Genomic DNA, 26,799 nt, shown 5'->3' on the forward strand with positions numbered 1-26,799 from the left:
TCGAGTTATTTCACGGCGGGCAGGCCCTTCACATAGGCGGCCTGCCCGCCGTGCTGGATACAGTCATCAACTATGCTGACGAGCCGCACACCCAGTGTGACGGGCGGGTTCCAGCGCTTATCCACGATTCTGTCGAGTGCTGCGCCGTCTAGCTGGCGCACAAATTTCAGGCTCCGATCCAGCACGGCCTCGTGATATTCACGCAGCAGTTCAGTGGAATCCAGCTGCACCGCGGAAACCTGCGCGTGAGAGTGCCCATAGCCAGTATCTGCAGGGTCTAAATCGAACCCGAACCGTTCGGCGTAACCCTGTGCTGTCCACACGGATTCAGTACCGGCAACGTCCGCGACCTGCTCATCCTGGGCACGGCACAGGTGCCACAGCAGCCACGCGATGGAGTTCCCCGTCTCTGCCGGGCGCCAATTCAGCTTTTCCGGCTCCAACCCATCCAAGACGGCCGCAACGATGGTGCCGATCCGGCCAAACGAATCTTCCCACAACTCTGAAGTTTTCATGTTGGCCATGCTTCCACTATGACCTCGGCTTGGGAACCCCGCACACCGGCGTTCATAGTGCAGCTCCTGCGGGTGCCCGAGTGAAACACGCGCAGGAGCTGCAGTATGGATTCGCGAACACCGGTGGTTCGCGCCGCCGGGCTACGTCAAGATGATGACATCAAGGATGCGCGGGCCGTGGACACCTTCGACACGTTCCAGCTCAATGTCACTCGTGGCGCTCGGCCCGCTGATCCACGTCTGCGGCCGGGTTGCTTCCAGACGGGCGATCGCCTCGGGCAGCACCTCCACAATGTCACCAGCGCGCAGCAGGCAGATGTGTCGGTCGGGAACCAGCGAGATAATGCGCCGCCCTTGGTCCTCACTGCCGTCAAGCATGATGGTTCCCGTCTCGGAAACAGCTGTTGCGGCAGCTGTCACCACTGCGTCCACAGCGTCCAGTTCCGCCACGGTGAGGCGACGCTCAGGCGAGTCAACGTGGACCGCCAACGACCCGGCGTCGTCCGTCAGTTCGGCAAGCCATTCCTTCGGCAAGCCGTGCGGGACCACAATCGAGGAACTGCCAGCGAGTAGTTCGGCCAGCTTCGCCGGAGCCTTTGCGGCCGGCGTCACAAACACGTTGGCCTTGTAGTCCTCTAGCCGGTCAACCAGCTGCTCCAAACGCTGCTCAGCGCTCATGTTCGAGCTGCGCCGATATTCGCGCGGCACCACCGGAGTTTCCGGGGCATCTCGCAGGGCCGACTTGATCCGGCCCATGATGTCTTCGCGGGCGCTCATGCCTGCTCCCCTTCGCTGTTTTCGGCACTGTTCCCCGGCGTCATTCCAGGCACGACGGCGGTGCCCGGCGTGTGCTCCTTGTCCCACCACTGCCGGAAGGACTGGCTTGGCGGGGCTGGAATGTCCCGGGTTTTTGTCCAACCGCCAGCGATGCCGGGGAGTTTCTTGATGACTTTGTCGCGTCCTGCAGCGAGCTTGCCCAACGGCAGTCCGCGTTCCAGCAGGTTCAGCTTTGTGCCGCTGGAGAAAGCCCACTCGGCACCCTTCATCAGCAAGTCCATCTGGGTAGGGACCTTGATTTTTGCACGCTGGGAATCAATGTCCTCACCGCGCAGGTGCACAAGGATTTCCGGGATATTGATTTTCACTGGGCAGGCGTCAAAGCACGCTCCACACAATGAGGAGGCATACGGTAGCGAGTTGTTTTCCTCGCTCTTGATGCCCGTCATCAGCGGGGAAAGAATGGCACCGATGGGACCGGGGTAAGTGGATCCATAGGCGTGTCCACCGGTGCGTTCGTAGACAGGACAGACGTTCATGCACGCCGAACAGCGGATGCAGTTCAGCGCCGTGCGGCCCATTTTGTCAGCCAAGGCGGCGGTGCGGCCATTGTCCAGCATGACCAAGTGGACGTTTTGTGGGCCGTCACCGGGGGTTACCCCGGTCCACAAGGACGTGTAGGGGTTCATGCGTTCACCGGTGGAGGACCGGGGCAGCAACTGCATGAACACTTCAAGGTCACTCCAGCTGGGCAGAAGTTTTTCAATCCCCATGACGGTGATCAGCGTTTCCGGCAGCGTCAGGCACATGCGCCCGTTGCCTTCGGATTCCACCACGGTCAGGGTGCCGGTGTCCGCCAAACCAAAATTGGCGCCGGAGATAGCCACCTTTGCTGTGAGGAATTTCTTGCGCAGGTGCTTGCGGGCGGCCTCGGCCAAACGTGCCGGCTCATCCGTGAGGAGCGGGTCCACGCCCGGCATTTCACGCAGGAAAATCTCGCGGACCTGGCTGCGGTTTTTGTGAATGGCGGGGACCAGAATATGGCTGGGCTTGTCATGGTCCAGCTGCACAATGAGTTCGGCCAAGTCGGTTTCATAGGCGGCAATGCCCTGCTCTTCAAGGTATTCATTGAGACCGATTTCCTGGGTGGCCATGGACTTGACCTTGACCACTTCAGTTTCACCGGTTTCGCGGATCAACGCCGTGACAATCTCGTTGGCCTCCTGGGCATCCCGGGCCCAGTGGATGATGCCGCCGCGTTGGGTGAAATTGGCCTCGAAAGCCTCCAGCATGCCAGGCAGGTTTGCCATGGTGGCGTCCTTGATGGCACTGCCGGAGTCGCGCATCTGTTCCCAGTCAGGAAGTTCCGCCACCACCTTCAGGCGTTTGTCCCTGATGGTGTGGGTTGCGTGGCCCAAATTGGCGCGAAGCTGGGTATTGGCCAATTCCCTGCGCGCGGCCTGGGGAAATGGTTCGGTAGCGTTGAGGTTGCCGTGGCCAAAAACGGGAAGTGCGGGCATGCCCAGAAAAGTGTTGCTCATCGCTTGCTCCCTGCCAATGTGACGCCGCCGGTGACCGTTACGGGGTTTTCCAACGTGCTGGCAAGAATCTCCGCGAAATGCAGCGTACCTACATCACTGCCCTGTCTGGAGAGCCCACCGCCTATGTGCATGAGGCAACTGGCGTCCCCTCCCGAGCACAGCTCAGCGCCAGTGCCACAAATGTTTGCTGCCTTGTCCTGGTTCATGGCCGCCGAAACGTCTGCATTTTTCATGGAGAAGGTGCCACCGAAGCCGCAGCACTGGTCAGCCTCGGGCAGTTCCACCATTTCAATGCCACCGACACTTTTGAGCAGATTCAGCTGCCTGTCCTCAAGTCGCAGCAGGCGCATACCGTGACAGCTGGGGTGGTACGTGACCTTGTGCGGGAAGTAGGAGCCGAGCTGAGCAGCCGCGTCCGTAATTCCCAGAACATCGGTCAAAAGTTGGGACAGTTCATATGTTCTAGCTCCCACGGACGCAGCCCGCTCTTCAAGGGGAGCATCCCCGCAGCGACGCGCCACCAGTTCATGCTGATGCTTCACACTGGCAACACAGGAGCCCGAAGGTGCCACGGCGACGTCGTAGTCGTCGGTGTCAAAGGCCTTCACGTGGTTGGCCACCACCGTGTGGGCTTCCTTGAAATAGCCGGAATTCACATGCATCTGCCCGCAGCACGCCTGTCCGGCAGGGAAGACAACCTCGTGACCGAGCCGCTCCAAGAGGGCCACTGTCGCTTGGGCAGTGCGCGGATACATGGCATCGACGATGCACGTGGCAAAGAGCGCAATTTTCATGCTTCCCACTGTAGAGCAAAAACGCTCCTGTGTGGACTGACCACACCACTGAACGAAGGTTCTTGGGCCGCGCGCTCTTGTTATTGACCAACGCTCTTACATCAGATGTTTACTCAAACAAGGGCTGCCGTGGAGCTGACAACACGCAGAAAGATGCTGTTGTTCGCCGTAACATTCAATAAATAGTGGGTTATCTCACTTCGTACCACTAAATTGGACTCTAATCATCCGATGTTTCATGGGGAGATGGCTGCCTCCCGTTATGGGCGGGCTGCGACTTCGGGGAAGTTACGACTACAAGGGAGTATTCATTTCATGGTCTTACCCAGTATTGGCGTTGAATCGCGAGGCGAAGGCCGGCGACGGCGCCCAGCCTCGCCACAGAAGCGCCTCAAAACCACGGCACTCGCCAGCCTGGCGGCAGCGGGCCTTATCGGCACACTTTTGGTGCCGGCACTGGCCGCTCAGGCCGCAACCAGCGACTCGTTGAACGTGGGGTTCAATGGCTCACTGGTCGGCACCAGCGCTTACACCACCACGGGCGATGAAATCATGCACGGCGTGCTCCAGCGCGTCAGCGGGGCCGAAGAGCAGGTGCCCCTTTCAGGCGTCAAGCTCGCCGGGGGCACCCAAGGTCTCCGCTATGCACCCACGGACATGACCACCGGGGCCGACACGGCCGACCAGGGATTCATGGGCGAAGTAAAGTTCACACCCACGGGCGCAGCTGACATGTCCACGATCTTCTCTGCCGGTGGCAACTTCTACATCCGTGCACAGGCAGACGAGCTTCGCTATGGTTTCGACTCCCTTGCCGGTGCGAAGTGGACGTCAAACAAGGCATCAGTGGCATACCCTGCCTTGAACAATGAGCATGCTCTCTCCTTCCACTACCTGCCCACAGCCTCCGGCGCCACGCTCACGGTAATGCTCGACGGCGTTGCGTTGCCTACCGTGACAAGCGCTTCTCCAGCGAAGAACGGAGCCAATCTGGGCTCGGTCTTTGGCTTTGGTTATGAAGTGAACGCCCAGGCAACCACCCGCGGCTTTAGCGGCACCCTCCACGAGGTCCGTCTCGCCAAGGCAGCAACTGCCTTCAACGCCGCAGACTTTGAATTCCAGCCGCGTCCAGCGTCGACTGACCTGCTGGACGTCACCTACGACGGCACGCTCAACGCCAACCAATACACCCCGTCCAGCAGCGAGGTTATGGCCGGGACACTGGCCCGGCGCGCCGGCACAGAAACCATCGCCAACGGCGTGGCCACGCTGACACCAGCCGGGCAAGGACTCGATTTCACGGCGGGCGACTTCCCGCTGGGCACAGCGGCTCTGAACAAGGGATTCGTGGCCGAAGCTGTCTTCACGCCGTCGGGAACCCAGGTAGCCCAAGGAACGGTCATTGCCGTGGGCGGCAACTTGTTTGCCCGCTACACCAACAGTGCCACCGGGTTCGAGTACGGTTTCAGCTCCAACGCCAGCGGCAAATGGGTGACCGTCGCTGAAACCATTCCGGTTCCCGAGGTCAACAAGGCCCACACCTTCTCCATGGTGTATGTGCCCAAGAGCGACGGTACTGCCGAGCTCATCGCCGGCATGGACGGGAAACTCCTGACCCCCCTCAAGGGCGCTCAGGCCGTCAAAAACCAGAGCGCAACCTCCACCGTCAGCTTCGGCGCAGAAGTCAAGGAAGCCAGCAACACCCGCACGTTCAAGGGCACGCTGGACAAGACCCGTTTTGCCGCCCTGACCGCCGGCTACGACGCCGCAGCAATCAAGTACCAGGAACTGGTCGAGGCCGAACCTGAAGTTTGTGAGCCACTCCTGATTGATCCGGCCAACTACGTTTCGGTCAGCACAGGCGACTGCGAGGCCAACGTACTGGCCAAGTCCGCCTTGGTCCGCCCCACAGTGCCCCAGCTCGAATGGCAGGAAGCCCGCCAAACGGCCTTCGTCCACTTTGGCATCAACACGTTCTACAACCAGGAATGGGGCCACGGCACCGAGGATCCTGCTCGCTTCAATCCCACTGACTTTGATGCCGACAGCTGGGTCAAAACCCTGCGCGACAATGGATTCCGCTACGCAGTCCTGACCGTCAAGCACCACGACGGCTTCATGTCCTTCCCTTCGCGCTACACCGACTACACGGTGGCTTCCTCCCCCTGGAAGGGCGGCAAGGGCGATGTGGTGAAGGAATTTACCACGGCAGCGCACAAGTACGGCATGAAGGTTGGCCTGTACATGTCCCCCGCCGACTCCAACCAGGAGGTTGACGGTGTTTTCGGCAACGGCAGCGCCAAGAGCGAGCGCACCATCCCAACCCTCGTTGCCGGCGACGACCGCGCAGGCAAGGACCTTCCCCAGTTCAAGTACCAGGCAACCGACTACGGTTCCTTCTTCCTGAACACGCTCTATGAAATTCTCACCCAGTACGGCCAGGTTGACGAGGTGTGGTTTGACGGTGCCCAAGGCAACACGGCAAAGCACGAAACCTACGACTACCCCGCCTTCTACGACATGATCTCCAAGCTGCAGCCGCACGCCCTAGTGGCTGTGGGCGGCAATGACATCAAGTGGATCGGCAATGAGCAGGGAACCGCCCGCGACAACGAGTGGGGCGTGCTTCCTGTCAAAACACCGGACGACGGCGGCAAGATTTCAGCCATCACCCCGGACGGCAATGCGAGCCTTGGTTCCACCAAGTCGATGCTTACAGCTGTCAAGACCGGCGCGGCCAACAGCCTGCACTGGTGGCCGGGCGAAGCAGATATGAAGCTGACCCAGGGCTGGTTCGCTCACCCGAATGATGCACCAAAGTCACCGACCGAGATGCTTGGCAAGTACCACGACTCGGCTGGACGCAACGCGGTGCTGCTGCTCAACGTTCCGCCCACCACAACGGGCAAGTTCGCGGAATCCTCCAATACGGCTTTGGCTGGCTTCACCACCGAACGGGCAAAGGCATTTAGCCAGGACCACGCCTTGGGCCAGCCGGTTTCCGTCAACGGCGAGGCTTCGGCACTGCTCACCGATGGGAACTTCCGTTCTTCTGCAACGCAGGGTCTGGCTGCTGGCCAGAGCTTCGAAATCAATTTGGGCTCGGCAAAGGCTGTTGACCGGATCGCCTTGTCTGAAGATGTTTTGAATCACGGACAGAACGTGGATGGCTTTCTTGTTGAAGCAAAGGTCAATGGAGTGTGGACGAAGGTCACCGAAGCCGGCACCGTCGGCGTACTGCGCATCCTGAAGTTCAACACCACCACTGCACAGGAATTCCGTGTCACAGTGAAGGGCACGCGGACGCCCGCGTTCTTCGCCAACGTTTCCCTGTATGAAACCTTGGCAGCGGCTCCGGCCCCCCTCATGGACCTCTACGTTGACTGTAAGGCCCCTGTGGCAGGGATCGGCACAGAGGCCAGGCCTTTCAACTCGATGGAACAATTCCGTCAGACTGAAATCGCCACAAGTGCAGCCATTCATTTCAAGGCTGGCACTGACTGTGCAGCGTCCGACACCCCATTCTGGGGTTACGGCACCGCTGCTGCACCCATCACTGTCACCACCTATGGCGCCGGCACACCTGCATTGATCGGCGGAAAGTCCTTGGCGGACAACTTCGCCAAGCGCGCTGATCAGGGCTGGGTAGTTGACGAGGGCATGGCACCTGCCACTCCCACCGTCACAGTGGAGACTGGTACCGTAACTGCCGGAGAAACCAACAAACTCACGTTGACTGGCTTCACTCCCGGTCAGGACGTCACTGTTGAATTGCGCCCTGGTGCAATCAACTTGGGCAAGGCAACCGCCGATGCCCAGGGCAGCGCCACTTTGACCGTCACGATTCCGGCCGATACCTCGGCAGGAGACTTCACCATCGTTGCCACTCAGAGAGCAAGTTCAGCTTTAGCTTCCCTCAAAGTCAACGCGGCCGTAGTGACGCCCACAGCGACTGCTACGGCTACGGCTACGGCTACGGCTACGGCAACACCCACGGAGACGCCCACTGCTACTGCTACGGTTACTCCTGATGCCACCACCCCTCCGGCGGCGGAGGAGCCTTCAGGTACGCTGAGCTCGACAACAGTGGCAGCAGGTGCTGATCTGACAATCACCGGCGAGAACTTCAAGTCGGGCAGCACTGCGACGTTCACGTTGCATTCAGATCCCGTTGTGCTGGGTACCTCCACTGTCGCGACGGACGGGAGCGTAGCCCTCACCACGAAGGTGCCTGAAACGGTTCCGGCTGGTGCGCACGCAGTGATCATCACCGGCACTGACAACGCTGGGGAGAGTGCCACAGTCAGCATCTCGCTGACGGTGACCGCTGCCGCAAATGCCACAAGCACGGCAACGACCAGCGCAACTGCAAGCAACTCCGCAACTGCGTCTGCAACAACCAAGTCCGGGGCTGCTGCAGGGGCCGGAACAACGAAGGACGATCTAGCCCACACGGGAGCCAATGCCACATCAAGCCTCTTCTTGGCTTTGGCATTGTTGATCGCCGGCGGGGTCTTCGTCGTGGTGGTCCGCCGCCGTGGCAAGCGCGCCTAGTTCGACTGCAAAATGAGTAACTGAATAAAGGCCGTGCCCGGTGCCTCTGAGGTGCCGGGCACAGTTGTTTAACGCCGTAGCCGAGACGCCGCCGTCGACATGATTCACGGGATGGACCGTTGCTGCCGGAGCGCCACACCCAGCAAAGCAAACATCAGACCATTAGACTGTTGGTATGGCCGTAACAGACGAAGCAATCACCAAGATCAAGGACATGATCATTTCCGGAGAGCTCGCCGCAGGAGATAGGCTGCCTCCCGAGAAGGAACTCAGCGAGAAGCTGGGCCTTTCCCGGAGTTCACTGCGGGAAGCCGTCAAAGCGTTAGAGATCATACGTGTCCTGGATGTGCGTCGCGGCGATGGCACCTACGTGACCAGTTTGGAGCCGAAGCTGCTTACGGAGGCCATGACGTTCATTGTGGACCTGCATCAGGATGAAACCATCCTGGAGATCTTTGAGGTCCGCCGCATGCTTGAACCTGCGGCTGCAGCCACAGCCGCAAGGCTCATCACCGCGGAACAAATCGCCACCCTGCGTGCCACGATGGACAACATTGATGAGCAAACCAGCGTTGAATCCCTGGTTGAGCACGATCTTGTGTTCCACGGACTGATCACGGCAGCCGCAAACAACTCCTACTTGGAGAGTGTGCTGGACTCACTGTCAAGCAGCACTGTCCGTGCCCGTATTTGGCGTGGCCTCACCCAGGAAAAAGCTGTGGACCGCACTCTCTCGGAGCATGCGGCCATCATCGAAGCGCTGGAGCGCGGCGACATTGAACTCACCAGGGCCCTGGTGACTGTTCACATCAGTGGCGTAGAGCACTGGCTGCGGCAGGCGCTCTAGGCCCCGCCACACGCAGCAACAGGCGCGCTGGGCGCCGTCGTGCTTGGGATAATCCTTAGCAGGCTAGTGCTTAAACGAAACCGGCCCGCACCGATGGCAGGAGAACACGCGAACGTGTTCTCCTGCCATCGGTGCGGGCCGGTCCAGTGAAGCCTACTCGTACAGGTTCGCGGCGATCTTGGGATCGGCGATGTTGGTCTTGTCGTACCAGTAGAAGCCGGTGTCGATGACTTTCTCAACCTTTTCGCCCTTGATGGCGGCAACGGCGGCCTTGACCGTCTCGTAGCCGATGCCCACGGGGTTCTGGGTGACTGCACCAGCCATGAGGCCGTCCTTGATGGCGTCCATCTGGGCCTTACCGGAGTCGAAGCCGACGATGACCAGCTTGCCGGTCTTGCTCATCTCCTTGACAGCATTGACAATGCCGATGGCTGCGCCTTCGTTGGTGCCGTACATGCCTGCCAAGTCCGGGTTGGCAGTCATCATGGCCTTGGCGGCATCGGTGGACTTGGCCTGGTCGCCGTCCGCGTACTGCACGTCAACGATCTTGATGTCCGGTGCGTTGGCCTTCATGTAGTCCACGAAGCCATCGCGACGGTCGGTGCCTGAGGTGGCCGTCTGGGAGTGGCTGATGATGCCAATCGCGCCCTTGTTACCGAGCAGTTCCGCCATGTGCTTTGCAGCTTCAGCGGCAGCAGCCTTGTTGTCAGTGGACGCAGTGGCAATGGGGATGTCGGAATCAACACCGGAGTCGAAGGCAATGACGGGGATGTTCTTCGCCTTGGCATCCTGCAGTACGCCTTCTGCGGCTTTGGAATCCAAAGCTGCCAAGGCCAGTGCCTGGGGGTTCTTGGCCATGGCGTTGTTCAGCTGGTCCATCTGCTGCTGAACGTTGGTTTCCTTGTCAGGGCCTTCGAAGGAAATCTCAACATCGAATTCCTTGGCTGCCTTTTCCGCGCCTTGCTTCACTGACTGCCAGAACTGGTGCTGGAAGCCCTTGGAGACAATGGCGATATACGGCTTGCCGCCGGCGCTGGCGCCACCACCGGCAGGCGCAGCGGCCTCCGTGTCACAGGCTGCAAGGCCCAGGGATACTGCAGCCACCGAAGCCAGGGCGAGAAATTTTCTTCTTTGCATGGGTCTTACTCCTTTGTATAAACAATTGGACAAATCTGTTGCGGGGACCGCGGTTTTTGAAAAACTATTTGACGGTTTTTTTGCGTCGCACCATGTCCAGGTAGACGGCGAGGATAATGACCACGCCGACGGCAACTTGCTGCCATTCCTGCGGGATCGACATGATGGACAGGCCGTTGGTCAGCACCGACATGATCAGCGCACCAATGACGGTGCCGATGATGGAGCCCTTGCCGCCAGCCAGTGACGTTCCGCCAATGACGACGGCGGCAATCGCCTGAAGCTCCAAGCCCATGCCACCTGCGGGCTGTGCCGAGTTGAGGCGGGCTGCGGCAATGACGCCGGCCAGCCCGGTGAAGGCGCCGGCAAATGTGTAGATCATGACGGTCCACTTGGTCACGTTGACACCGGAGAGGGCCGTTGCCTGTTCGTTGCTGCCGATGGAGTACGTGTAGCGGCCAAGGACGGTCTTGGACAGCACCACTCCCGCCACGATGGCGGCAGCGAACAAGATGAAGACGGCATTGGGGACGACCAGGCCCGGGATCGACTTGCCCAGGGCAAAGATCGACTGGAAGCCCTCAACTTCGTTGGTGTAGATCGGCTTCGTGCCGGAGATGACCAGGGCCAGGCCGGCAGCTACCATCATCATGGCCAGTGTGGCGATGAATGAGGGGATCTTCAGCACCGCAACGAAGAAGCCGTTGGTACAACCAATGAGGACACCGAACAGCACGCCGCCGAGCACGCCCACAATCATGGGCAGGCCCAACTGGGTCATAAAGTAGGCCGTCATGACCGAGCACAAGGTCATGCCCGTTCCGATGGACAGGTCGATGCCGCCGGTGATGATGACAAAGGTGGTTCCCAATGCCAAAAGTCCCGTTACCACTGTGGACAGCAGAATATTGGACAGGTTAGCCGCTTGGTAAAAGTTTGAGCTGGCCACGGAGAAGAAGAGCACCAACGCCAACAGGCTTGCAAACGCAAGTAACTGCTGGAAACTGGCCCGAATCCGGGTGTTGAGTTCTGATTTTTTGTAGCTGGCAACCGTGGCGGATTGCGCATCTTCCTTGGTCAGTGTCATCAGTTTGCCGTGCTTTCTTGCTTTGAGGCGCTCTGCGCGCTGGACGGTGGGAGGGGTGTCAAGACGGCACTTTCAATGTTCTGAGTAGCCAATTCCATAATGTTTTCCTGGTTGGCATCCTCATTGGACAGGAAGCCGGTGAGCCTGCCCTCGCTCATCACGGCAATCCGGTGCGAGAGCCGCAGCACTTCCGGCAACTCCGAAGAGATCATGATGATGGACTTGCCTTGTGCCACCAAGTCATTGAGCAGCGCGTAGATCTCTTCCTTGGCGCCAACGTCAATTCCCCGGGTCGGCTCGTCAAAGATCAGGATGTCGCAGTCCTTGACCAGCCATTTGGCAATGACGATCTTTTGCTGGTTACCTCCGGAGAGGTTCTTGGCGATTTGTGCGCTGGACGGGGTCTTGATGCGCAGTTTGTCGATGTAGGTGGTGGCCGTTGACTTCATGGCCTTGTCATTGATCACACCCATGCGCGAGAACATCTTCAAGGAGCTCAGTGCGATGTTGTCTTTGACGTCACGCTCCAGCAAGAGGCCCAAATGCTTCCGGTCTTCGGACAGATAGCCCAAGCCCATGCTGGCTGCCACTGCAGGGTTGCTGATGGTCACGACCTTGCCATTGAGCTCAATGGAACCGGCCGAGATGCGGTCGGCCCCCACAATGGCACGTGCGATCTCGGTGCGTCCTGCTCCCATGAGCCCGGCGAAACCAAGGATTTCGCCCTTGTGCAGGTCGAAGTTGATGTTGCGCAGGAAGTCCTTCGTCTCCAGCCCGGTGACCTTCAGGACAACTTCATCCGTTGGCGCATGGGTTTCCGGACGCTGGTTGCCGGAAATTTCGCGGCCCACCATCAAGTTGATGACTTCGCGCATGGTGGTGCTGGCCGTGTCGACGGTGTCGATGTACTGACCGTCGCGAATCACTGTGATGCGGTCTGAGATGGCCTTGAGCTCATCCATGCGGTGCGAGATGTAAATGACACCGGTGTCTTCATTCGTGAAGTTGCGGATCAAATCATGGAGGGTGGCCACTTCAGCGTCGTTCAAAGCAGCGGTGGGCTCATCCATGATCAGAATGCGTGATTTGTAGGAGAGCGCCTTGGCAATTTCCACCATCTGCTGTTTGGCAACCGTCAAATCGCCGACGCGCGCCTTGGGATCAAGATCAATGTTGATCTGGTTGAACAGCAGGCGGGCCTTGCGGTTCAGCGCGCGCTCACTCAGGAAGACCCCGCCAATGCGGGGCTCGCGGCCAATGTAGATGTTTTGGGCCACGGTCAGATCCTGCATCAGGTTGAATTCCTGGTGGATGATGCTGATGCCCAGTTCCTGGGCGTGCTTGGTGCCGTTGATGACCACTTGGTCACCGTCGATTTCAAAGGTGCCCGAATCCGGCACGTAAATACCTGAAAGCAGCTTCATGAGCGTGGATTTGCCGGCGCCATTTTCGCCAACTAGTGCCAAAACCTCGTTGTGACCGAGATCCAACTGCATCTCGGAGAGCGCCTTGACCCCCGGAAAGCTCTTGTTCACCCCGGATATCCGAAGAAGTTTCTTACTCATGCTGTCCTTCCAAGCCTCATTCAAAATGATCCGACATCAGACCTCTTTTGAAGCCATTCGCCATTGACCGAAAACTGCATACTTCTACTAATTCGTGAAATATCCGGCATTAGCCATGTACATCGGGGCTTCCGGCGAACGTGACTTCCATCATGTTATTTTATTTAAAACACAAACACACTTGTTTGGTGCCAATACATCCGATGTTTACGAAACCGTTACCGACGGTACGTACGCTGCGCCGTTCCAGCCCAAACCATTTGTGCATCCGTGGACTCCAGCGAGTTGATCAAGGCGGACAGGACGCCCACGGTATCCCCGTAGCTGGCACCAAGCAGGCTCACCGGCCAGTCTCCGCCAAACATCAGCCGTGCCGGGCCAAACGCCTCCAGCGCAGTCTCCCAGACCTTGTTCAGTGCTGCTGTTGAAAATTCTGCCGCGTCGGTATGCAGCCCGGATACTTTTGCCACCGTGTTGGGCAGCGAAGCCACGTCGCGCAGCTGTTGCGCCCAGAGTTTCATCGACTCCGGTGCACCGCCTCGCGGTGGCTTGCCGAGATGGTCAACAACCACTGTAAGTTCCGGCAGCGCACGGGCCAGGTCGGCCACCTGCCCGAGGTGACGGGGAAAAGCGTCAGGAACATCAAACGGGAGCCCGGCCTGCGCTACCAGGGTCAGAGACTTCCTGACGGACTCCAACTCCAAAATGTCGGGCCGTGGATTGTCATGGATCAAGGTGCGCACCCCGCAAAACGCCCGGCTGGCCGTCCACTTTTCCAACAAATCCGCAGTGGCAGCTGGATCTTCCAACGGCAGCCAACCCACCACTCCAACAATCCAGTCATTGGCTGCGGCCGCGTGCAGCATCGCTTCAGTGTCGGCGGCCGTGTCATCTGCCTGCACCAGGATCGCCTGGCTCACCCCGGCCACCGAAAGTGCCTGCCGGGCCTGTTCCGGTGTAAACGTGTCGTAGAGGACCCCATGGGCCGGTGTCAGCCACGAATATTGACCTGGAGCGGGCTTCCACACATGCAGATGCGAGTCGATGCGCAACGTTGCTGCTCCCAACCTCTCGGCAACAGCGTCATCGTCCCGACCGGCGTCGGACGCGCAGCTAGACATGAAGGAGGCTTTCATCCAAAAGGCCACGCTCAACCAATGCCGGCCACAAGCCTGCTGGAATAACGGCGGCCATGCGTTCAGCCGTCTGCTTGATCTGCTTTGCGTTGGAGGCGCCCACCACCACAGTGCAGACCGCCGGGTGGCTCACCGCAAACTGCAGGGCAGCCGCGGGTAACTCCACGCCGAATTCATCGCAGCAGGCAGCGAGTGCCTTGGCGCGGGCCAGAACGTGCGCCGGGGCGGGCTCATAGTTGTAGTGGGCGTCATCTGGCACCACCGGCCGGGCCAGCAGGCCTGAGTTGTAGACACCACAGTTGGCCACCTGAACATTGCGTTCCAGGCACAGCGGCAGCAGATCTGCGGCAGCCGGCTGTTCCAACAGTGAGTAGCGGCCAGCCAGCATAATCACGTCAATGTCGGCACGCGCCACACATTCTGCCAGGGCGTCCGCGGAGTTCGAGCCCACGCCAATTGCCTTGACCAGACCTTCTTCGCGCAGCTTTTCAAGCGCGGGCAGTGCCTGGTTGATGCCTGCTTCGAGGTCGTAAACATCGGGGTCGTGCAGGTAGACGATGTCGATGCGGTCCAGGCCTGTGCGCTCAAGGGAGTCCTCAATGCTGCGGCGAATCCCAGCTTCGGAGGGGTCCCAGTGCCGCACGGTGTCTGCCGGCACATCAAAGCCCTGCGAATCCCGGGCACCTTCGACGTTCTCCGCCGGCTCCAAGAGCCTGCCAACCTTTGTGGAAATCACAAATTCGTCACGGGGCTTGGTGGCGAGGAATGCACCGAGGCGGCGCTCCGACAAACCCAGCCCGTAGTGAGGTGCGGTGTCGAAATAGCGCAGGCCTGCGTCCCAGGCTGCTGCCAAGGTGGCGGCAGCAACGTCGTCGTCCATGGCGCGGTACAGGTTGCCGATGCCTGCGGCACCGAAGCCCAACCGGCCCAGTTCAGGAAGGCTCATGGCAGTTCCCACACTTTCGCCAGGCCCATGTCGTCACCAGAGTAGTCGTCTTCAACTTCGAGCAGTTCGGCCATGACGGCCTGCCAGGCGATGTTGACCGGATTGGTGGCAAGTTCCTTGCGCATGGCTTGGTAGTCGGCCACCTCCACCACGTGGAAAAGTTCGCGTCCGCTGCGCCAAATGTTCCATCCGGTAACGCCTGCGGCGCGCAGGGCGGCATCCAGCTCATCGCTGATGCGGGCATGGACGGAGTCGTACTCCGCCTCCTTGCCAGCTTTCAGACGTGTGTGCAGGGCAATTTTCTGGCTCATGCCAACTCACTTTCATCGTTGAGGAACAGTTCGATGACGGGTACCGTCACGTTGGGGCGCTGGACAGGGAGCACAAGTGTCAAGGTGTCTGCGGGCTGGCCACCCGGCCGCGTATTGATGGCAAGCTGTGCGGGATCCAGTTTTTCAATCACAATCTCAGAGGCGTCATTGAGCAACTGGGCATAGCTGACGTGCTCGGCCAGCCCGGGCAGGTGCACCACTTTCAGTGGCCAGGCGAAAAGATGAAGGTAGAGCCGGTTCCCGGAGCGGGTAAAGCGGCAGTCCGCTGGCGGCACGAGGCTTGTGCTGTGCGCCCCGCGGATTGACCGTCCATGGGCGCGCATCCACTCCCCCAAGCCAGTCAGGGTGGCGGAGGCACGCGGATCAATCTCGCCGCGGGCCGTGGGCCCCACGTTCAGCAGCAGGTTCCCGTCCTTTGCGACGCCGTCGATGAGCATGCGCACCAACAACTCCACGGACTTGTAATCCATGTTGTCACGGTCATAGCCCCAGCTGCCATTGAGAGTCTGGCACGCCTCCCATGGCACTTCCTTGCCACCGCTCATCATGGCGCCGGTTGGCTGGTACTGCTCAGGGGTGACAAAGTCGCCGGGAACATCCAGCCGGTCGTTGATGATGATGCCGGGCTGCAGTTCTCGAATCATGTCCACGAGCTCCACCGAGCCCCAGGCTTCCTTACCCTTGCCCGGGTACCTGACGGCCATGGGCCCCTCAGGATATGAGAAGTCAAAGAACAGGTAGTCGATCTTGCCGTAGTTGGTCAGCAGTTCCCGAACTTGCCCATGCAGGTACTCCCGGTAGACGTTCATGTCACGGCTGGCGTTGAGCTCCTCCACGTTGGGTGCGTCCCGCAGCGGATGGATGTCATCGATAGTGAAGTCCGGGTGGTGCCAGTCAATGAGGGAATGGTAGAAGCCAACCTTGAGTCCGGCTTCACGAAGAGCCTGAACGTACGGAACCAGCAAGTCCCGGCCAGCTGGGGTATTGGTGGCTTTGTAGTCCGTCAACGCCGAATCCCACAGGCAAAACCCCTCGTGGTGCTTGGTGGTCAGCACCACGTATTCCATCCCAGCGGCCTTGGCGGACTTGGCCCACTCGCGTGGATCGTAAAGATCAGGGTCAAAGCGCTCAAAGTACGCAGCGTAGTCCTCCACACTGGTGCGCTCGAAGCTCATGACCCATTCATGCCTGGCCGGCAATGCATAAAGTCCCCAATGCACAAACATTCCAAGCCTGGACTCCGTGAACCACGGAGCATGGTCAACATGTACCTGGGATGGCATTTATTTAGACTGCTTCCGTTGCCAGGGTTAGGTTGGCTGTGGAATTGCCACTCTCAGCCGCGTCAGCGACCCAGAACGCACCGTCCGGGAACGTGTATTCGGCAACCGAGGCTGCATGCATTTCGCTGCCGCCGCCTGGAGTCAGCGGCGGCCAGTAGCAGCCGTCATGCACGTCAATCGGGGTGATGAAGTGCTCGTGGAGGTGATCGACGAACTCGATCATCCGGTCTTCCTTTTGGCCCGAAACGGCAACGAAGTCAAACATCGACAAGTGCTGGACCGCCTCGCACAGGCCCACACCACCGGCGTGGGGGCAGACGCGAACACCGAACTTGGCTGCCAGCAGCAAAATGGCAACGTTCTCGTTGACACCGGCCACGCGGGCTGCATCAATCTGCAGGACCTGCAGGGAGTTGGCCTGCAGCATCTGCTTGAAGACAACACGGTTCTGGACATGTTCGCCGGTAGCTACCGGAATCGGGGCGACCCCGCGGGAAATGGCAGCGTGTCCCAGGATGTCATCCGGGCTTGTCGGTTCCTCGATCCAGGCGATGTCGAACGGAGCCAGGTGCTTCATCCATTCGATGGCCTGGGCCACGTCCCAGCGCTGGTTCGCATCCACCGCAATTTTAATGTCAGGTCCGACGGCGGCACGTGCGGCACGCAGCCTGCGCACGTCATCTTCGAGGTCGGCACCGACCTTGAGCTTGATCTGCTTGAAGCCGTCCGCCACTGCCTCATGTGCCAGACGGGTCAGCTTCTCATCGGAGTACCCCAACCAGCCCGGCGTGGTGGTATAGCCCGGGTAGCCTTCAGCCAGCAGCGTCGCCGTACGCTCTTCGCGTCCCGCTTCCGCGTTGCGCAGAATTTCCAGCGCCTCCTCGCGGGTCAGGGCGTCGCTCAGGTAGCGGAAGTCGACCAGGTTAACGAGTTCTTCGGGGCTCATGCTGCCCAGCAGCTGCCACAGCGGCAGGCCCGCACGCTTTGCCTTCAGGTCCCACAGTGCGTTGGTCACGGCACCGATGGCCATGTGCATGACACCCTTTTCCGGGCCAAGCCAGCGCAGTTGGGAATCGTTGATGAACTCCTTATAGGTGGCACCCATGTCCTGCAGGAGTTCCTCGGCATTGCGGCCCATCAGGTACGGGGTCAGCGCCTTGATGGCAGCCGTTTCAACGTCGTTGCCACGGCCAATCGTGAAGACAAAGCCATGCCCCTCATGTCCGTCGCTGCTGTCCGTGACGATGCGCAGGTACGCCGCCGAGTAGTCGGGATCCGGGTTCATGGCATCAGAGCCATCCAGATCACGTGACGTTGGAAAACGGACGTCGCTGGTCTCTACGGCAATGATTGTGCTCACGGTGCTGCTCCCTGTAGAAAAGTTTCGAAAAGCTAGAAAAGTCACTACCAGCTAAACATCCGATGTTTCACATGTCAATACTAGGAGATATGCTGAAATTACCGCATAATGTGAGTAAAGTTGCCTAAAAGCTCAGATGTTAAGGCCCTGCCATGGGCCTTCGAGAACAAGAACCGCACTTTTGGCGGTTGCAGAGGACATAAATTTCATGAAGATTGCACGCCTTGGTGAGCTTGGCCGGGAAATTCCCGTGGTCATTGCCGCCGACTCATCCGGAACCGAGCAAAGCTACGACGCACGTCCGCTCACTGACACCATCGACGGCGCATTCCTGGCCAACGGAGGCGTGGCCGCCCTGCGGGTAGCGCTGGAAAACGGCACCCTGCCGATCCTTGAAAACGCTGCTGAACTGCGCATCGGCACCCCGCTGGCCCGCCCCAACAGCGTGGTCTGCATCGGCATGAACTACGCCGCCCACGCAGCAGAATCAGGGGCACAGCCCCCCGCAATCCCCGTCGTGTTCCTCAAGCCGAACAACACCGTTGCCGGCCCCTTTGACGACTCCCCCATCCCCCCGGCAGCAGCCAAGTACGACTGGGAAGTGGAACTGGGCATCGTCATCGGCCAAGAAGTCAGCTACCTCTCTAGCACCGAGGAAGCAGCCCGCGCCGTGGCCGGCTACGTCGTGGCCAACGATCTTTCCGAACGGGAATACCAGCTCCCCGGCGAAGCAGGCCAGTGGACCAAGGGCAAGTCACTGCCCAAGTCCACACCCCTGGGCCCGTGGTTTGTGCCAGCCGATGAGGTCGACCCCAAGAACATGTCGTTGAAGAGCTGGGTCAACGGCGAGCTCCGTCAGGATTCAAACACTTCAGACCTGATCTTTGACGTCCCCACGATCATCTACCACCTGAGCCAGTACATGGTGCTGGAACCAGGGGACGTGATCCTCACCGGCACCCCCGAGGGCGTAGCCCTCTCAGGGCGTTTCCCCTACATTCAGGACGGCGACGTCGTCGAAATGGAAATCGGTGGCCTCGGCCGCCAGCGCCAAACATTCTTCCGCGCAGACACAACCACCCAGGAGGCATAAATGAGCCAGGAACTTTCAACCCTTACAGCCGTCGTCACAGGCGGCGCATCAGGAATCGGCGCAGCCATTGCAGCCAAATTGCAGGCCATGGGGGCGAACGTCTCCGTGCTGGACTTGAATCCCAAAGACCTCCCCGAGGGCCAGCTGGGCTTTGTTTGCGATGTATCCGACGACGCCTCCGTCAAAGCCGCAATTGAGGGTACCGTGGCAGCACTGGGACGCATTGACATTGTCGTGAACAACGCAGGAATTGGCGCCCAGGGCACCGTTGAAGACAACGACGACGCCGAGTGGGCGCTGGTGTGGAACATCAACGTCGTCGGGATGGTCCGCGTTTCACGGGCAGCCCTGCCGCACATGCGAAAGTCCCCGTCGGCAGCCATTGTGAACACCTGCTCCATCGCAGCCACCGCCGGCCTCCCCCAGCGTGCCCTGTACTCGGCCACCAAGGGCGCAGTACTCTCTCTGACCCAGGCCATGGCCGCGGACCACTTGCGTGAAGGCATTCGCGTCAACTGCGTCAACCCCGGCACAGCCGACACCCCGTGGATTGGGCGCCTGCTCAGCTCGGCTGACGATCCCGCTGCCGAACGCGAAGCACTGAACGCCCGCCAGCCGCACGGCCGTCTCGTGACAGCGGACGAAGTGGCAGGCGCCGTGGCCTACCTAGCCAGCCCGTTGTCCGGCTCCACCACGGGCACCTCCATCGCGGTCGACGGCGGCATGCAGGCACTGCGCCTGCGTCCAGCCGGTCAGTAGCCCTGCCCTGCACGGATTCATCGAGACAGGGGCCAGCTTGCGAGATGGTGCGGAAGACACGCCTTTCTCGCAGGCTGGCCCCTTCTTCGCCGCTCAATCAGCCGCGAAATCAGCTCTGTGCGGCCCGCCATGCCCGAATGTCCGCTAGCATCTCAGCTTTTCGCCCCTCTGAGGCAAACGAAGACCGTACGGAGTTGCCCGCCAGCTTCTCCACGGTGTCTGCATCCCAAGCAAACTCCGCCACCAGCGCTGCAAAGTTGGCATGCACATAACCGCCAAAATATGCCGGATCATCAGAGTTGACGCACACGTTTAGGCCGGCGGAGATCATCTGCGGCAGCGGGTGTGCGGCGAGGGTATCCACGGCGCGCAACCGCACGTTGGACAGCGGGCAGACCGTCAGCGGCACCTGCTCCGCCACAAGCCGCTTGACCAGAATCCTGTCCTCAACAGCCCTGATGCCGTGGTCGATCCGCTCAACACCGAGCAGGTTCAAGGCGTCCTCAACATAGCTGGCCGGCCCCTCTTCTCCCGCGTGGGCCACCAGCCGCAGTCCAGCTTCCTTGGCGCGCCGGTAGAGCCGAATGAACTTCGACGGCGGGTTGCCCACCTCTGCGGAGTCCAACCCAATGCCGATGATGGGCGCCTCCATGTCCAGCAGCTGCTCAAGAACTTCCAGTGCGGAAGCCTCCGGCTGGTCGCGCAGGAAAGCAGCAATCAGTTCGGTCGTGATGCCAAAGTCAGCCACGCTGGAAGCCAGGGCGGCCGCAATGCCGTTGACCGCCGTCGAAAGTTCCACGCCGCGGGCCACATGGGCCTGCGGATCAAACATGATCTCGGCGTGCTGCACCCCCGCCTCTTGTGCACGGGCCAAGTAGGCCCGGGTCATGTCAGCAAAGTCGGCCTCGGTGATAAGCACGGCCATGTTGGCGTAGTACAGGTCCAAGAAGGATTGCAGGTCGCTGAACTCATACTGCGCCCGCAGGGAATCCAATGTGGGAAACGGTAGGGTCAGGCCGTTTCGGGCAGCCAGTTCCAGAATCAGCTCTGGCTCAAGCGTGCCTTCAATATGCAGGTGCAGCTCGGCCTTGGGCAGTGTGGCCAGCGCGGCGGGATCAACGGGATTTTCAGGTGCTGTGGTCATGGGGCCAGTCTACTTTCGCAACGGACCGGAGGCGGGAGCAGGCCCGCGATCGGCCTTGAACAGCTTGGCAATCAGCTTCGGGTCCACAATTTCGGTGCGGATCACCTCGCTCAGTGCCTCCACGGTGGTGGCCGTTCCCGTTCTGCGCTTCACTTCCTTGCGCAGCTGGTCAAGCATCGGCTCCGACAGGAGCATATCCAGCACCGCCCCTGGCTCGATGGCTGCCCGGTGACGCCACACTTCGTCGATGCGCCGGCGTTTGAGCGCTTCCCGGTGCAGCAGGAACATCAGCTCGGTTTTCTCCGCCAATGAGGCCGGCCCCAGCAAGTCCACCTCGAAGGCCATGTCCACCACTACCGGTAGACCACCAGTGAGGTGATAGGCCTGCCACACGGCACCGTTGGTGAGTACCATCCACTCCACACCCTCGTTGACCGCGTACATCAGCACTTGGCGCAGGTGGCGTTCATTGAGTTTCTGGCTGATCCGCTTCACCTCGATGAAGGCCACCATCTGCTTGTCGATCCGCACCCCGTAATCCGCGAAGTCCTGTTTCACCATGTATTCGGTGGTGAGGTCCGTGAACTTGTCGTAGTCCAGTCCTTCGCACAGCATGTCGGTGACCACCATGCGGGTGTCGCCTTCTTTGGCGTCCCGGGCACGCAGGGCTTCAAGCGGCTTGATGTAGCGTTGGATGGCGTCGTGCACCTGCTCAATGGCCGCAAGCTCCCACTTGGGGGTGCGCGACACTGCAGCCGCTCTCGCCCGTGGTGCCAGTGGCGGTTCAGCAGGGACCTGCTTTTCCACAAGCACGACGGCGGGAGCCTGGGTTTCGCTGTGTGCCCGGGTTTCGCCACCCACGGGGTTGAGCAGTTCATCCGGAAGGTGCCGGTATGGTTCCGCGACGCCAAACGCGGCTTGCTTCAACATCCAGCTGATGGTGGGTTCCCACAGCTCCACGACTTTTGCCCCCGGACCGTCCACCTCGACGATTTTCGTGTGGGCAATCATTTCCAAGTGACAGTGGTCAGGCACCTGCTGCCCCGTGCGGGCAACTTCAGCTGCCCAACCCACCAAGATATTGAGTCTGTTTTGGCCCTTGGCGTCAAGCGAAATCTCGTTCATGGTTCGGCTCCTTAAATCGCTGGAAATTGGCTATTCGTCACCCGCTTGGCACTGTGAAGCGATGTCCTGCTCCGCGACTCTACTGCGCCGAGACGTTCGTGTACCCAAGTTTCACCACATTGCGTGACAAGTTGGAACCCTTCGTTCGGTCCAGCCGTTAGGAATGTGTAGCGTGATTGGAGACAATTGAATTTGCAGGTTCACTGCGTGGGTCGTCGGATCGCGTGAAGTTCCACCTGCAACAACCGCAAACCCTGCCCACACATCGCAGGGAACTTTCGAGGAGTTTGTCAGCGCGTGTTCTTTAAAACTTTTGGCTGGTCCTTCGGGATCACCGCCGTGGCCCTTGTGGTCGCGTACTTCTACGGCGGTGTTCAGGCGCTGATCCTCTGTGCAATTCTTGGCGTGTTGGAAGTCAGCCTCAGCTTCGACAATGCCGTGGTCAACGCCCGCATCCTGGAAAAAATGAGCGCCTTCTGGCAGAAGATCTTCCTTACTGTGGGCATCTTGATCGCCGTGGTGGGCATGCGCGTCGCCTTCCCCTTGTTGATTGTTGGCGTCACTGCCAACCTCAACCCGGTCGAGGCGATCCAGCTGGCCCTGGAAAAGGGTGACATCCACACCCCCGGCAGCTACGCCTACCTGCTCCACGATGCACACCCACAGATTGCAGCCTTCGGCGGCGTCTTCCTGCTGATGCTCTTCCTGGACTTCATGTTTGAAGAACGTGAACTGCACTGGCTCAGCTTTCTGGAAAAGCCCATGGCCTTCATTGGCCGACTGCATGGGGCTTCCATGGCCGTTTCACTCATCATTTTGCTCGCAGCCGCCGCCATGGTCCGTCCGGGCAAGGAAGTTGACGTCCTGATTGCCGGCATTCTCGGCATGGTCACTTACATGCTCGTCAATGGGCTGGGCGAGATGTTCGACGTTGACGGAGACGGCGACACCGATGCCCAGGACACCGACGCCCAGGCGGCAAAAATTGCCAAGAAGAACAACCAGGGCGTGGGCAAAGCGGTGGGCCGGGCAGCGTTCATGCTGTTCATCTACCTCGAGGTCATTGACGCATCCTTCTCGTTCGACGGCGTCATCGGCGCCTTCGCCATCACCTCGGACCCGATCATCATCGCCCTGGGCCTGGGCCTCATCGGTGCACTGTTCGTCCGCTCGCTCACCGTGTTCCTTGTCCGAGAAGGCACTTTGGACGACTACGAATACCTTGACCACGGCGCACACTGGGCCATTGGTGCCTTGGCCGTCATACTGCTGCTGACCATCAGCTTGGAAGTCAACGAGGTGGTGACAGGCCTGATCGGCGTGTTCTTCATCGGCGCAGCCTTCCTGTCATCGATCGTTCGCAATAAACGATTATCGGCAGTGGAAGAGTCAAAAGTTGACCAACTTTCGCATTAATTAACAAATAACCCACAGCCACCAAATATTTTGTTATCCAATTCAAGGGAGAACCACTGACATGGGACTTAGTTTGCAAAAGGGCCAGGCCCTTTCACTGAAGAAAAACGACGGCGCCGCCCTCACCCGGGTGCGCATGGGCTTGGGCTGGGACTCCGCAGCCCCAGTAAAGCGCGGCTTCTTTGGCGGTGTAAAAAAGGCAGCGGAAGTTGACTTGGATGCCTCGGCCATCTTCTTCGATGGAGCAGGCAAGGCTGTCGATACGGTGTTCTTCAACCAGCTCCAAAGCAAGGACGGCTCCACCCAGCACACCGGTGACAACCTCACCGGTGAAGGTGAAGGCGACGATGAGACGATTTTGGTGGACCTGGCCAAGGTTTCCCCCGCAGTCTCACAGATCGTGTTCGTCATCAGCAGCTACAGCCGCCAGACTTTCGACACCATTGAGAACGCGTTCTGCCGCCTGCTCGACGATTCAACGGCTGGCTCCCCCGAAGTGGCCCGTTTCCAGTTGACTGAAGCCGGAACGCACACCGCCATGATCATGTCGAAGGTGTCCCGTGATGGAAACGGCTGGAAGTTCACGGCCATCGGTGACCGCGCCAACGGCCGCACTGTGATGGACTTGATCCAACCGGCAGCCAACGCACTGTAGGGTTTCGCCACAAGCATTTGTTCGTATGAGCTGAATTTAACGACGCTTCGAAGAATTAGAGGAGTTATCTTTCCATGGCATCTTTGACACTTTCCAAGGGCAGCAACCTTTCCCTGACCAAGGCCGATCCCGGCCTGCAAATGGCCATGGTCGGCTTGGGCTGGGACCCGCGCACCACCAGTGGCGACCAGTTCGACTTGGATGCATCAGCCATCCTTGTCACCAGCAGCGGCAAGGTCCGCAACAATGACGATTTCATCTTTTACAACCAGCTGGAATCCAAGGACGGTTCGGTCGTTCACCAGGGCGACAACCGCACAGGTGAAGGCGATGGTGACGACGAGCAGGTCCTGATCAATCTCGCCACGGTCTCACCCGACATCGAACGTGTTGTCATCGTTGTCTCGATTGATCAGGCCGAAGCCCGCCGCCAGAACTTTGGACAAGTCCGGGACGCCTACTGCCGTGTGGTGAACCAGCAAAACGAACAGGAGATTGTCCGTTACGACCTCTCCGAAGATGCCGCGTCGGAGACAACCATGGTGTTCGCCGAGATTTACCGCAACGGTGCCGAATGGAAATTCCGCGCGGTTGGCCAGGGCTATGCAAGTGGCTTGCACGGCATCGCCACCGACTACGGCATCGTTCTGGACTAAACTCCCCGACTGGCCTCCCTGAGGTGCCGGTGCGCGGACTCAACTGCGTATCGGCACCGATAGGGTATTCACCCCGCTGACCGTTTCACTAGGTAAGGACAAGACTTCATGGCTGGATTGACACTTGCAAAAGGCAACAACCTCTCTTTGACCAAAACCGACCCGGGCCTGCAGAAGGCGCTGGTTGGCTTGGGCTGGGATCCCCGCACCACCACCGGCGACGCATTTGACCTTGATGCCTCCGCACTACTGGTGGCGTCCAACGGCAAGGTCCGGTCCGGCGAGGACTTCATTTTTTACAACCAGCCAGCAACCAAAGACGGTTCGGTCACCCACCTTGGCGACAACCGCTCCGGTGAAGGTGAAGGCGACGACGAACAAATCCTGATCGACCTGACCAAGGTGGCGGCCGACGTCGAACGCGTCGTCATCGTGGTCTCCATCGACCAGGCCGATGCTCGCGGCCAGAACTTTGGCCAGGTTCGCGGAGCGTACTGCCGCGTGGTCAACCAAAGCAGCGATGCAGAAGTGGTGCGCTTCGACCTGAGCGAGGACGCAGCACCGGAAACGTCCATGCTGTTTGCCGAAATCTACCGCAACGGTGCAGAGTGGAAGTTCAAGGCAGTGGGTCAGGGCTACGCCTCGGGCTTGGCTGGCATTGCCACCGACTTTGGTGTTCCCCTGGGCTAGTCCCCACCTCCTGACCAGTTCCAGCCGCTGCCGCGTCTAGAATTGGGGCCCCTCGGAGGTGTGGGCCCACCCACCCGCTCCTTCCTGGCGGATGTGGGGCCCGACCCGCCCACGGCTACGTTTCCTGTTTCCTGTTTCCTGCTATTCGAAAATTGGATCTCACAATGACTTCACCTTTGACACCTCCCACAGAAGCCGAAACAGCCCTTGTCCTCAAGGCTCCCGACGCACCGGAAATTGTTGCGGCGGACGAAGCTCCCGGCATGGTTCCAGTACCGGCGGAGCGCCAGGCCCAGATCAACGTCCAGGCCAGGGAATTCATTGCCGAGATCGCCACTTTCGACGCCCGCAGCCCCGAATTCACCACAAAGGTTGATGGGATCTCCAAGCTTGCTGGAACTGAAATGACCTCCTCCTCGGATGCCTCCAGCCGCATGTTGGAGCGTTCCTCCACGTCGGTGTCCGGTGCCAAGAAAAGCGGTAACAGCGCCCAGGCACAGGTGGCCGGCACGTTGAACGACCTGCGCAGCACCGTTGAAGACCTCACACCCAACAACGCCGATTTAGGCGTTGGGCGCAAGATCCTCGGCTTCATTCCCGGCGGCAACAAACTGGCCAAGTACTTCCAAAGGTACGAGTCGGCCCAGGTTCAGCTCGACGCCATCATCAAGTCCCTCATGGCCGGCCAGGACGAACTCCTCAAGGACAACGCCTCCCTTGCTGGGGAAAAGGTCAAGATGTGGGAAGCCATGCAAAGCCTGAGTGAATACGCCGTTTTCGCGAAGGCTTTGGACGCTGCCTGTGTTGAAAAGATCGACGCTACCCGCGCCTCCGGCCAGATTGAGCAGGCCCAGAAGCTCGAGGCGGATGTGCTTTTCCCCATCCGCCAGCGCCATCAGGACATCCTGACCCAGTTGGCAGTGTCGGTGCAGGGCTACCTGGCCATGGACTTGATCCGCAAGAACAACGTTGAACTGATCAAGGGTGTCGACAGGGCCCGGACCACCACCATTTCGGCCCTGCGCACGGCAGTTATCGTGGCCCAGGCATTGGCCAACCAGAAGATGGTTTTGGACCAGATCGATGCCATCAATACCACCACTAACAACATGATCTTGAAGACCTCTGAGATGCTCAAGGATCAGACCGTCCGCATCCACCAGCAGGCCGCCAGCTCCGGCGTGAGTGTGGAAACCCTGCAGAAAGCCTTCGACAACGTCTTTGAGACCATGGACGCCATCGACACCTTCAGGGCTTCGGCCGCCAAGAACATGGAAAGCACCGTGCACGCCCTGGAAGCCGGACTCGCCAAAGCCAAGCCGTATCTGGAACGTTCACGCCAGTCTGAACGCGAGTAGTCTGACAAGTACTTACGACGAAGCTGACG

The 26,799-nt window shown here is 59.7% G+C and carries 23 protein-coding genes; 9 read left to right on the forward strand and 14 right to left on the reverse strand.

Going from position 1 to position 26,799, the window contains the following annotated elements; all coding sequences use genetic code 11:
* Nucleotides 1-5: 5 nt before the first annotated feature.
* The 4 genes from JMA46_RS02320 to JMA46_RS02335 all read right to left on the reverse strand — a co-directional run bounded on the left by JMA46_RS02320 (nucleotide 6) and on the right by JMA46_RS02335 (nucleotide 3,627).
* Nucleotides 6-515, reverse strand: coding sequence for a DinB family protein (locus tag JMA46_RS02320; RefSeq protein WP_207343681.1), 510 nt, complete (start codon nucleotides 513-515; stop codon nucleotides 6-8).
* A gap of 141 nt (nucleotides 516-656) precedes the next feature.
* The gene (locus JMA46_RS02325) at nucleotides 657-1,292 is read right to left on the reverse strand and encodes an LUD domain-containing protein (protein ID WP_207343682.1); all 636 of its coding nucleotides are present in this window, start codon (nucleotides 1,290-1,292) and stop codon (nucleotides 657-659) included.
* Nucleotides 1,289-2,833: a LutB/LldF family L-lactate oxidation iron-sulfur protein gene (locus JMA46_RS02330; RefSeq protein WP_207343683.1), complete on the reverse strand. Its 1,545-nt coding sequence runs from the start codon at nucleotides 2,831-2,833 to the stop codon at nucleotides 1,289-1,291. Before JMA46_RS02330 ends, JMA46_RS02325 begins: the two co-directional genes overlap by 4 nt.
* Complete coding sequence (locus JMA46_RS02335; protein ID WP_207343684.1) at nucleotides 2,830-3,627, reverse strand: (Fe-S)-binding protein; 798 nt, start codon at nucleotides 3,625-3,627, stop codon at nucleotides 2,830-2,832. The genes JMA46_RS02330 and JMA46_RS02335 overlap by 4 nt, the downstream gene beginning before the upstream one ends.
* A 315-nt stretch (nucleotides 3,628-3,942) precedes the next feature.
* Here JMA46_RS02335 and JMA46_RS02340 point away from each other — a divergent pair, with 315 nt between their 5' ends.
* Entirely contained in the window at nucleotides 3,943-8,181 is a 4,239-nt protein-coding gene (locus JMA46_RS02340) for an alpha-L-fucosidase (RefSeq protein WP_207343685.1), read from the forward strand.
* Between the two features lie 175 nt (nucleotides 8,182-8,356).
* The gene (locus JMA46_RS02345; RefSeq protein WP_207343686.1) at nucleotides 8,357-9,028 is read left to right on the forward strand and encodes a FadR/GntR family transcriptional regulator; all 672 of its coding nucleotides are present in this window, start codon (nucleotides 8,357-8,359) and stop codon (nucleotides 9,026-9,028) included.
* Between the two features lie 153 nt (nucleotides 9,029-9,181).
* Here JMA46_RS02345 and JMA46_RS02350 read toward each other — a convergent pair whose 3' ends face one another.
* From JMA46_RS02350 to JMA46_RS02385, 8 genes are all read right to left on the reverse strand, one after another.
* Nucleotides 9,182-10,165 carry an ABC transporter substrate-binding protein gene (locus JMA46_RS02350; protein WP_207343687.1) on the reverse strand — a complete coding sequence of 328 codons (984 nt, stop codon included), beginning with the start codon at nucleotides 10,163-10,165 and terminating at the stop codon, nucleotides 9,182-9,184.
* Nucleotides 10,166-10,229: 64 nt separating this feature from the next.
* Nucleotides 10,230-11,252, reverse strand: a complete 1,023-nt coding sequence (locus JMA46_RS02355; protein WP_207343688.1) for an ABC transporter permease — start codon at nucleotides 11,250-11,252, stop codon at nucleotides 10,230-10,232.
* Complete coding sequence (locus JMA46_RS02360) at nucleotides 11,252-12,817, reverse strand: sugar ABC transporter ATP-binding protein (protein ID WP_207343689.1); 1,566 nt, start codon at nucleotides 12,815-12,817, stop codon at nucleotides 11,252-11,254. The genes JMA46_RS02355 and JMA46_RS02360 overlap by 1 nt, the downstream gene beginning before the upstream one ends.
* A gap of 218 nt (nucleotides 12,818-13,035) precedes the next feature.
* A complete protein-coding gene (locus JMA46_RS02365) occupies nucleotides 13,036-13,938 on the reverse strand; it encodes an amidohydrolase family protein (protein ID WP_207343690.1) in 903 nt (300 codons plus the stop codon).
* The gene (locus tag JMA46_RS02370) at nucleotides 13,931-14,899 is read right to left on the reverse strand and encodes an aldo/keto reductase (protein ID WP_207343691.1); all 969 of its coding nucleotides are present in this window, start codon (nucleotides 14,897-14,899) and stop codon (nucleotides 13,931-13,933) included. Before JMA46_RS02370 ends, JMA46_RS02365 begins: the two co-directional genes overlap by 8 nt.
* The gene (locus JMA46_RS02375) at nucleotides 14,896-15,210 is read right to left on the reverse strand and encodes an L-rhamnose mutarotase (RefSeq protein ID WP_207343692.1); all 315 of its coding nucleotides are present in this window, start codon (nucleotides 15,208-15,210) and stop codon (nucleotides 14,896-14,898) included. Before JMA46_RS02375 ends, JMA46_RS02370 begins: the two co-directional genes overlap by 4 nt.
* Nucleotides 15,207-16,514 (reverse strand): alpha-L-fucosidase, encoded by a 1,308-nt coding sequence (locus JMA46_RS02380; RefSeq protein WP_207343693.1) that lies wholly within the window; start codon nucleotides 16,512-16,514, stop codon nucleotides 15,207-15,209. The genes JMA46_RS02375 and JMA46_RS02380 overlap by 4 nt, the downstream gene beginning before the upstream one ends.
* A gap of 4 nt (nucleotides 16,515-16,518) precedes the next feature.
* Entirely contained in the window at nucleotides 16,519-17,874 is a 1,356-nt protein-coding gene (locus JMA46_RS02385) for an enolase C-terminal domain-like protein (RefSeq protein ID WP_207343694.1), read from the reverse strand.
* A 208-nt stretch (nucleotides 17,875-18,082) separates the two neighbouring features.
* Between JMA46_RS02385 and JMA46_RS02390 the strand changes: the two genes are divergently transcribed.
* Nucleotides 18,083-18,967 carry a fumarylacetoacetate hydrolase family protein gene (locus JMA46_RS02390; protein ID WP_207343695.1) on the forward strand — a complete coding sequence of 295 codons (885 nt, stop codon included), beginning with the start codon at nucleotides 18,083-18,085 and terminating at the stop codon, nucleotides 18,965-18,967.
* Nucleotides 18,968-19,726, forward strand: a complete 759-nt coding sequence (locus JMA46_RS02395; RefSeq protein ID WP_207343696.1) for an SDR family oxidoreductase — start codon at nucleotides 18,968-18,970, stop codon at nucleotides 19,724-19,726.
* Nucleotides 19,727-19,835: 109 nt separating this feature from the next.
* On the opposite strand, the gene JMA46_RS02400 is transcribed toward JMA46_RS02395, so the two are convergent.
* On the reverse strand, nucleotides 19,836-20,870 hold the full coding sequence (locus JMA46_RS02400) for an adenosine deaminase (RefSeq protein ID WP_207343697.1): 1,035 nt from the start codon (nucleotides 20,868-20,870) through the stop codon (nucleotides 19,836-19,838).
* A 9-nt stretch (nucleotides 20,871-20,879) separates the two neighbouring features.
* Nucleotides 20,880-21,995, reverse strand: coding sequence for a type I restriction enzyme HsdR N-terminal domain-containing protein (locus JMA46_RS02405; RefSeq protein ID WP_207343698.1), 1,116 nt, complete (start codon nucleotides 21,993-21,995; stop codon nucleotides 20,880-20,882).
* Nucleotides 21,996-22,292: 297 nt separating this feature from the next.
* Between JMA46_RS02405 and JMA46_RS02410 the strand changes: the two genes are divergently transcribed.
* From JMA46_RS02410 to JMA46_RS02430, 5 genes are all read left to right on the forward strand, one after another.
* On the forward strand, nucleotides 22,293-23,411 hold the full coding sequence (locus JMA46_RS02410; protein WP_207343699.1) for a DUF475 domain-containing protein: 1,119 nt from the start codon (nucleotides 22,293-22,295) through the stop codon (nucleotides 23,409-23,411).
* A gap of 61 nt (nucleotides 23,412-23,472) precedes the next feature.
* Nucleotides 23,473-24,066 (forward strand): TerD family protein, encoded by a 594-nt coding sequence (locus JMA46_RS02415; RefSeq protein ID WP_207343700.1) that lies wholly within the window; start codon nucleotides 23,473-23,475, stop codon nucleotides 24,064-24,066.
* Nucleotides 24,067-24,140: 74 nt separating this feature from the next.
* The gene (locus JMA46_RS02420) at nucleotides 24,141-24,722 is read left to right on the forward strand and encodes a TerD family protein (RefSeq protein WP_207343701.1); all 582 of its coding nucleotides are present in this window, start codon (nucleotides 24,141-24,143) and stop codon (nucleotides 24,720-24,722) included.
* 108 nt (nucleotides 24,723-24,830) lie between these two features.
* Nucleotides 24,831-25,412 carry a TerD family protein gene (locus JMA46_RS02425; protein WP_207343702.1) on the forward strand — a complete coding sequence of 194 codons (582 nt, stop codon included), beginning with the start codon at nucleotides 24,831-24,833 and terminating at the stop codon, nucleotides 25,410-25,412.
* A 164-nt stretch (nucleotides 25,413-25,576) separates the two neighbouring features.
* Entirely contained in the window at nucleotides 25,577-26,770 is a 1,194-nt protein-coding gene (locus tag JMA46_RS02430) for a toxic anion resistance protein (RefSeq protein WP_207343703.1), read from the forward strand.
* The last annotated feature ends 29 nt before the right edge of the window (nucleotides 26,771-26,799 follow it).

The organism is Arthrobacter sp. E3, from assembly GCF_017353415.1.
GTDB lineage: Bacteria > Actinomycetota > Actinomycetes > Actinomycetales > Micrococcaceae > Specibacter.

Excerpts from the sequence above, each read along its gene's own strand:
- JMA46_RS02430 (WP_207343703.1), top strand. The coding sequence starts at position 25,577 with ATGACTTCACCTTTGACACCTCCCACAGAAGCCGAAACAGCCCTTGTC.
- JMA46_RS02375 (WP_207343692.1), bottom strand. The coding sequence starts at position 15,210 with ATGAGCCAGAAAATTGCCCTGCACACACGTCTGAAAGCTGGCAAGGAG.
- JMA46_RS02340 (WP_207343685.1), top strand. The coding sequence starts at position 3,943 with ATGGTCTTACCCAGTATTGGCGTTGAATCGCGAGGCGAAGGCCGGCGA.
- JMA46_RS02425 (WP_207343702.1), top strand. The coding sequence starts at position 24,831 with ATGGCTGGATTGACACTTGCAAAAGGCAACAACCTCTCTTTGACCAAA.
- JMA46_RS02395 (WP_207343696.1), top strand. The coding sequence starts at position 18,968 with ATGAGCCAGGAACTTTCAACCCTTACAGCCGTCGTCACAGGCGGCGCA.
- JMA46_RS02325 (WP_207343682.1), bottom strand. The coding sequence starts at position 1,292 with ATGAGCGCCCGCGAAGACATCATGGGCCGGATCAAGTCGGCCCTGCGA.
- JMA46_RS02370 (WP_207343691.1), bottom strand. The coding sequence starts at position 14,899 with ATGAGCCTTCCTGAACTGGGCCGGTTGGGCTTCGGTGCCGCAGGCATC.
- JMA46_RS02320 (WP_207343681.1), bottom strand. The coding sequence starts at position 515 with ATGAAAACTTCAGAGTTGTGGGAAGATTCGTTTGGCCGGATCGGCACC.
- JMA46_RS02380 (WP_207343693.1), bottom strand. The coding sequence starts at position 16,514 with ATGCCATCCCAGGTACATGTTGACCATGCTCCGTGGTTCACGGAGTCC.
- JMA46_RS02420 (WP_207343701.1), top strand. The coding sequence starts at position 24,141 with ATGGCATCTTTGACACTTTCCAAGGGCAGCAACCTTTCCCTGACCAAG.
- JMA46_RS02365 (WP_207343690.1), bottom strand. The coding sequence starts at position 13,938 with ATGTCTAGCTGCGCGTCCGACGCCGGTCGGGACGATGACGCTGTTGCC.
- JMA46_RS02330 (WP_207343683.1), bottom strand. The coding sequence starts at position 2,833 with ATGAGCAACACTTTTCTGGGCATGCCCGCACTTCCCGTTTTTGGCCAC.
- JMA46_RS02390 (WP_207343695.1), top strand. The coding sequence starts at position 18,083 with ATGAAGATTGCACGCCTTGGTGAGCTTGGCCGGGAAATTCCCGTGGTC.
- JMA46_RS02360 (WP_207343689.1), bottom strand. The coding sequence starts at position 12,817 with ATGAGTAAGAAACTTCTTCGGATATCCGGGGTGAACAAGAGCTTTCCG.
- JMA46_RS02400 (WP_207343697.1), bottom strand. The coding sequence starts at position 20,870 with ATGACCACAGCACCTGAAAATCCCGTTGATCCCGCCGCGCTGGCCACA.
- JMA46_RS02355 (WP_207343688.1), bottom strand. The coding sequence starts at position 11,252 with ATGACACTGACCAAGGAAGATGCGCAATCCGCCACGGTTGCCAGCTAC.
- JMA46_RS02345 (WP_207343686.1), top strand. The coding sequence starts at position 8,357 with ATGGCCGTAACAGACGAAGCAATCACCAAGATCAAGGACATGATCATT.
- JMA46_RS02350 (WP_207343687.1), bottom strand. The coding sequence starts at position 10,165 with ATGCAAAGAAGAAAATTTCTCGCCCTGGCTTCGGTGGCTGCAGTATCC.
- JMA46_RS02405 (WP_207343698.1), bottom strand. The coding sequence starts at position 21,995 with ATGAACGAGATTTCGCTTGACGCCAAGGGCCAAAACAGACTCAATATC.
- JMA46_RS02335 (WP_207343684.1), bottom strand. The coding sequence starts at position 3,627 with ATGAAAATTGCGCTCTTTGCCACGTGCATCGTCGATGCCATGTATCCG.
- JMA46_RS02415 (WP_207343700.1), top strand. The coding sequence starts at position 23,473 with ATGGGACTTAGTTTGCAAAAGGGCCAGGCCCTTTCACTGAAGAAAAAC.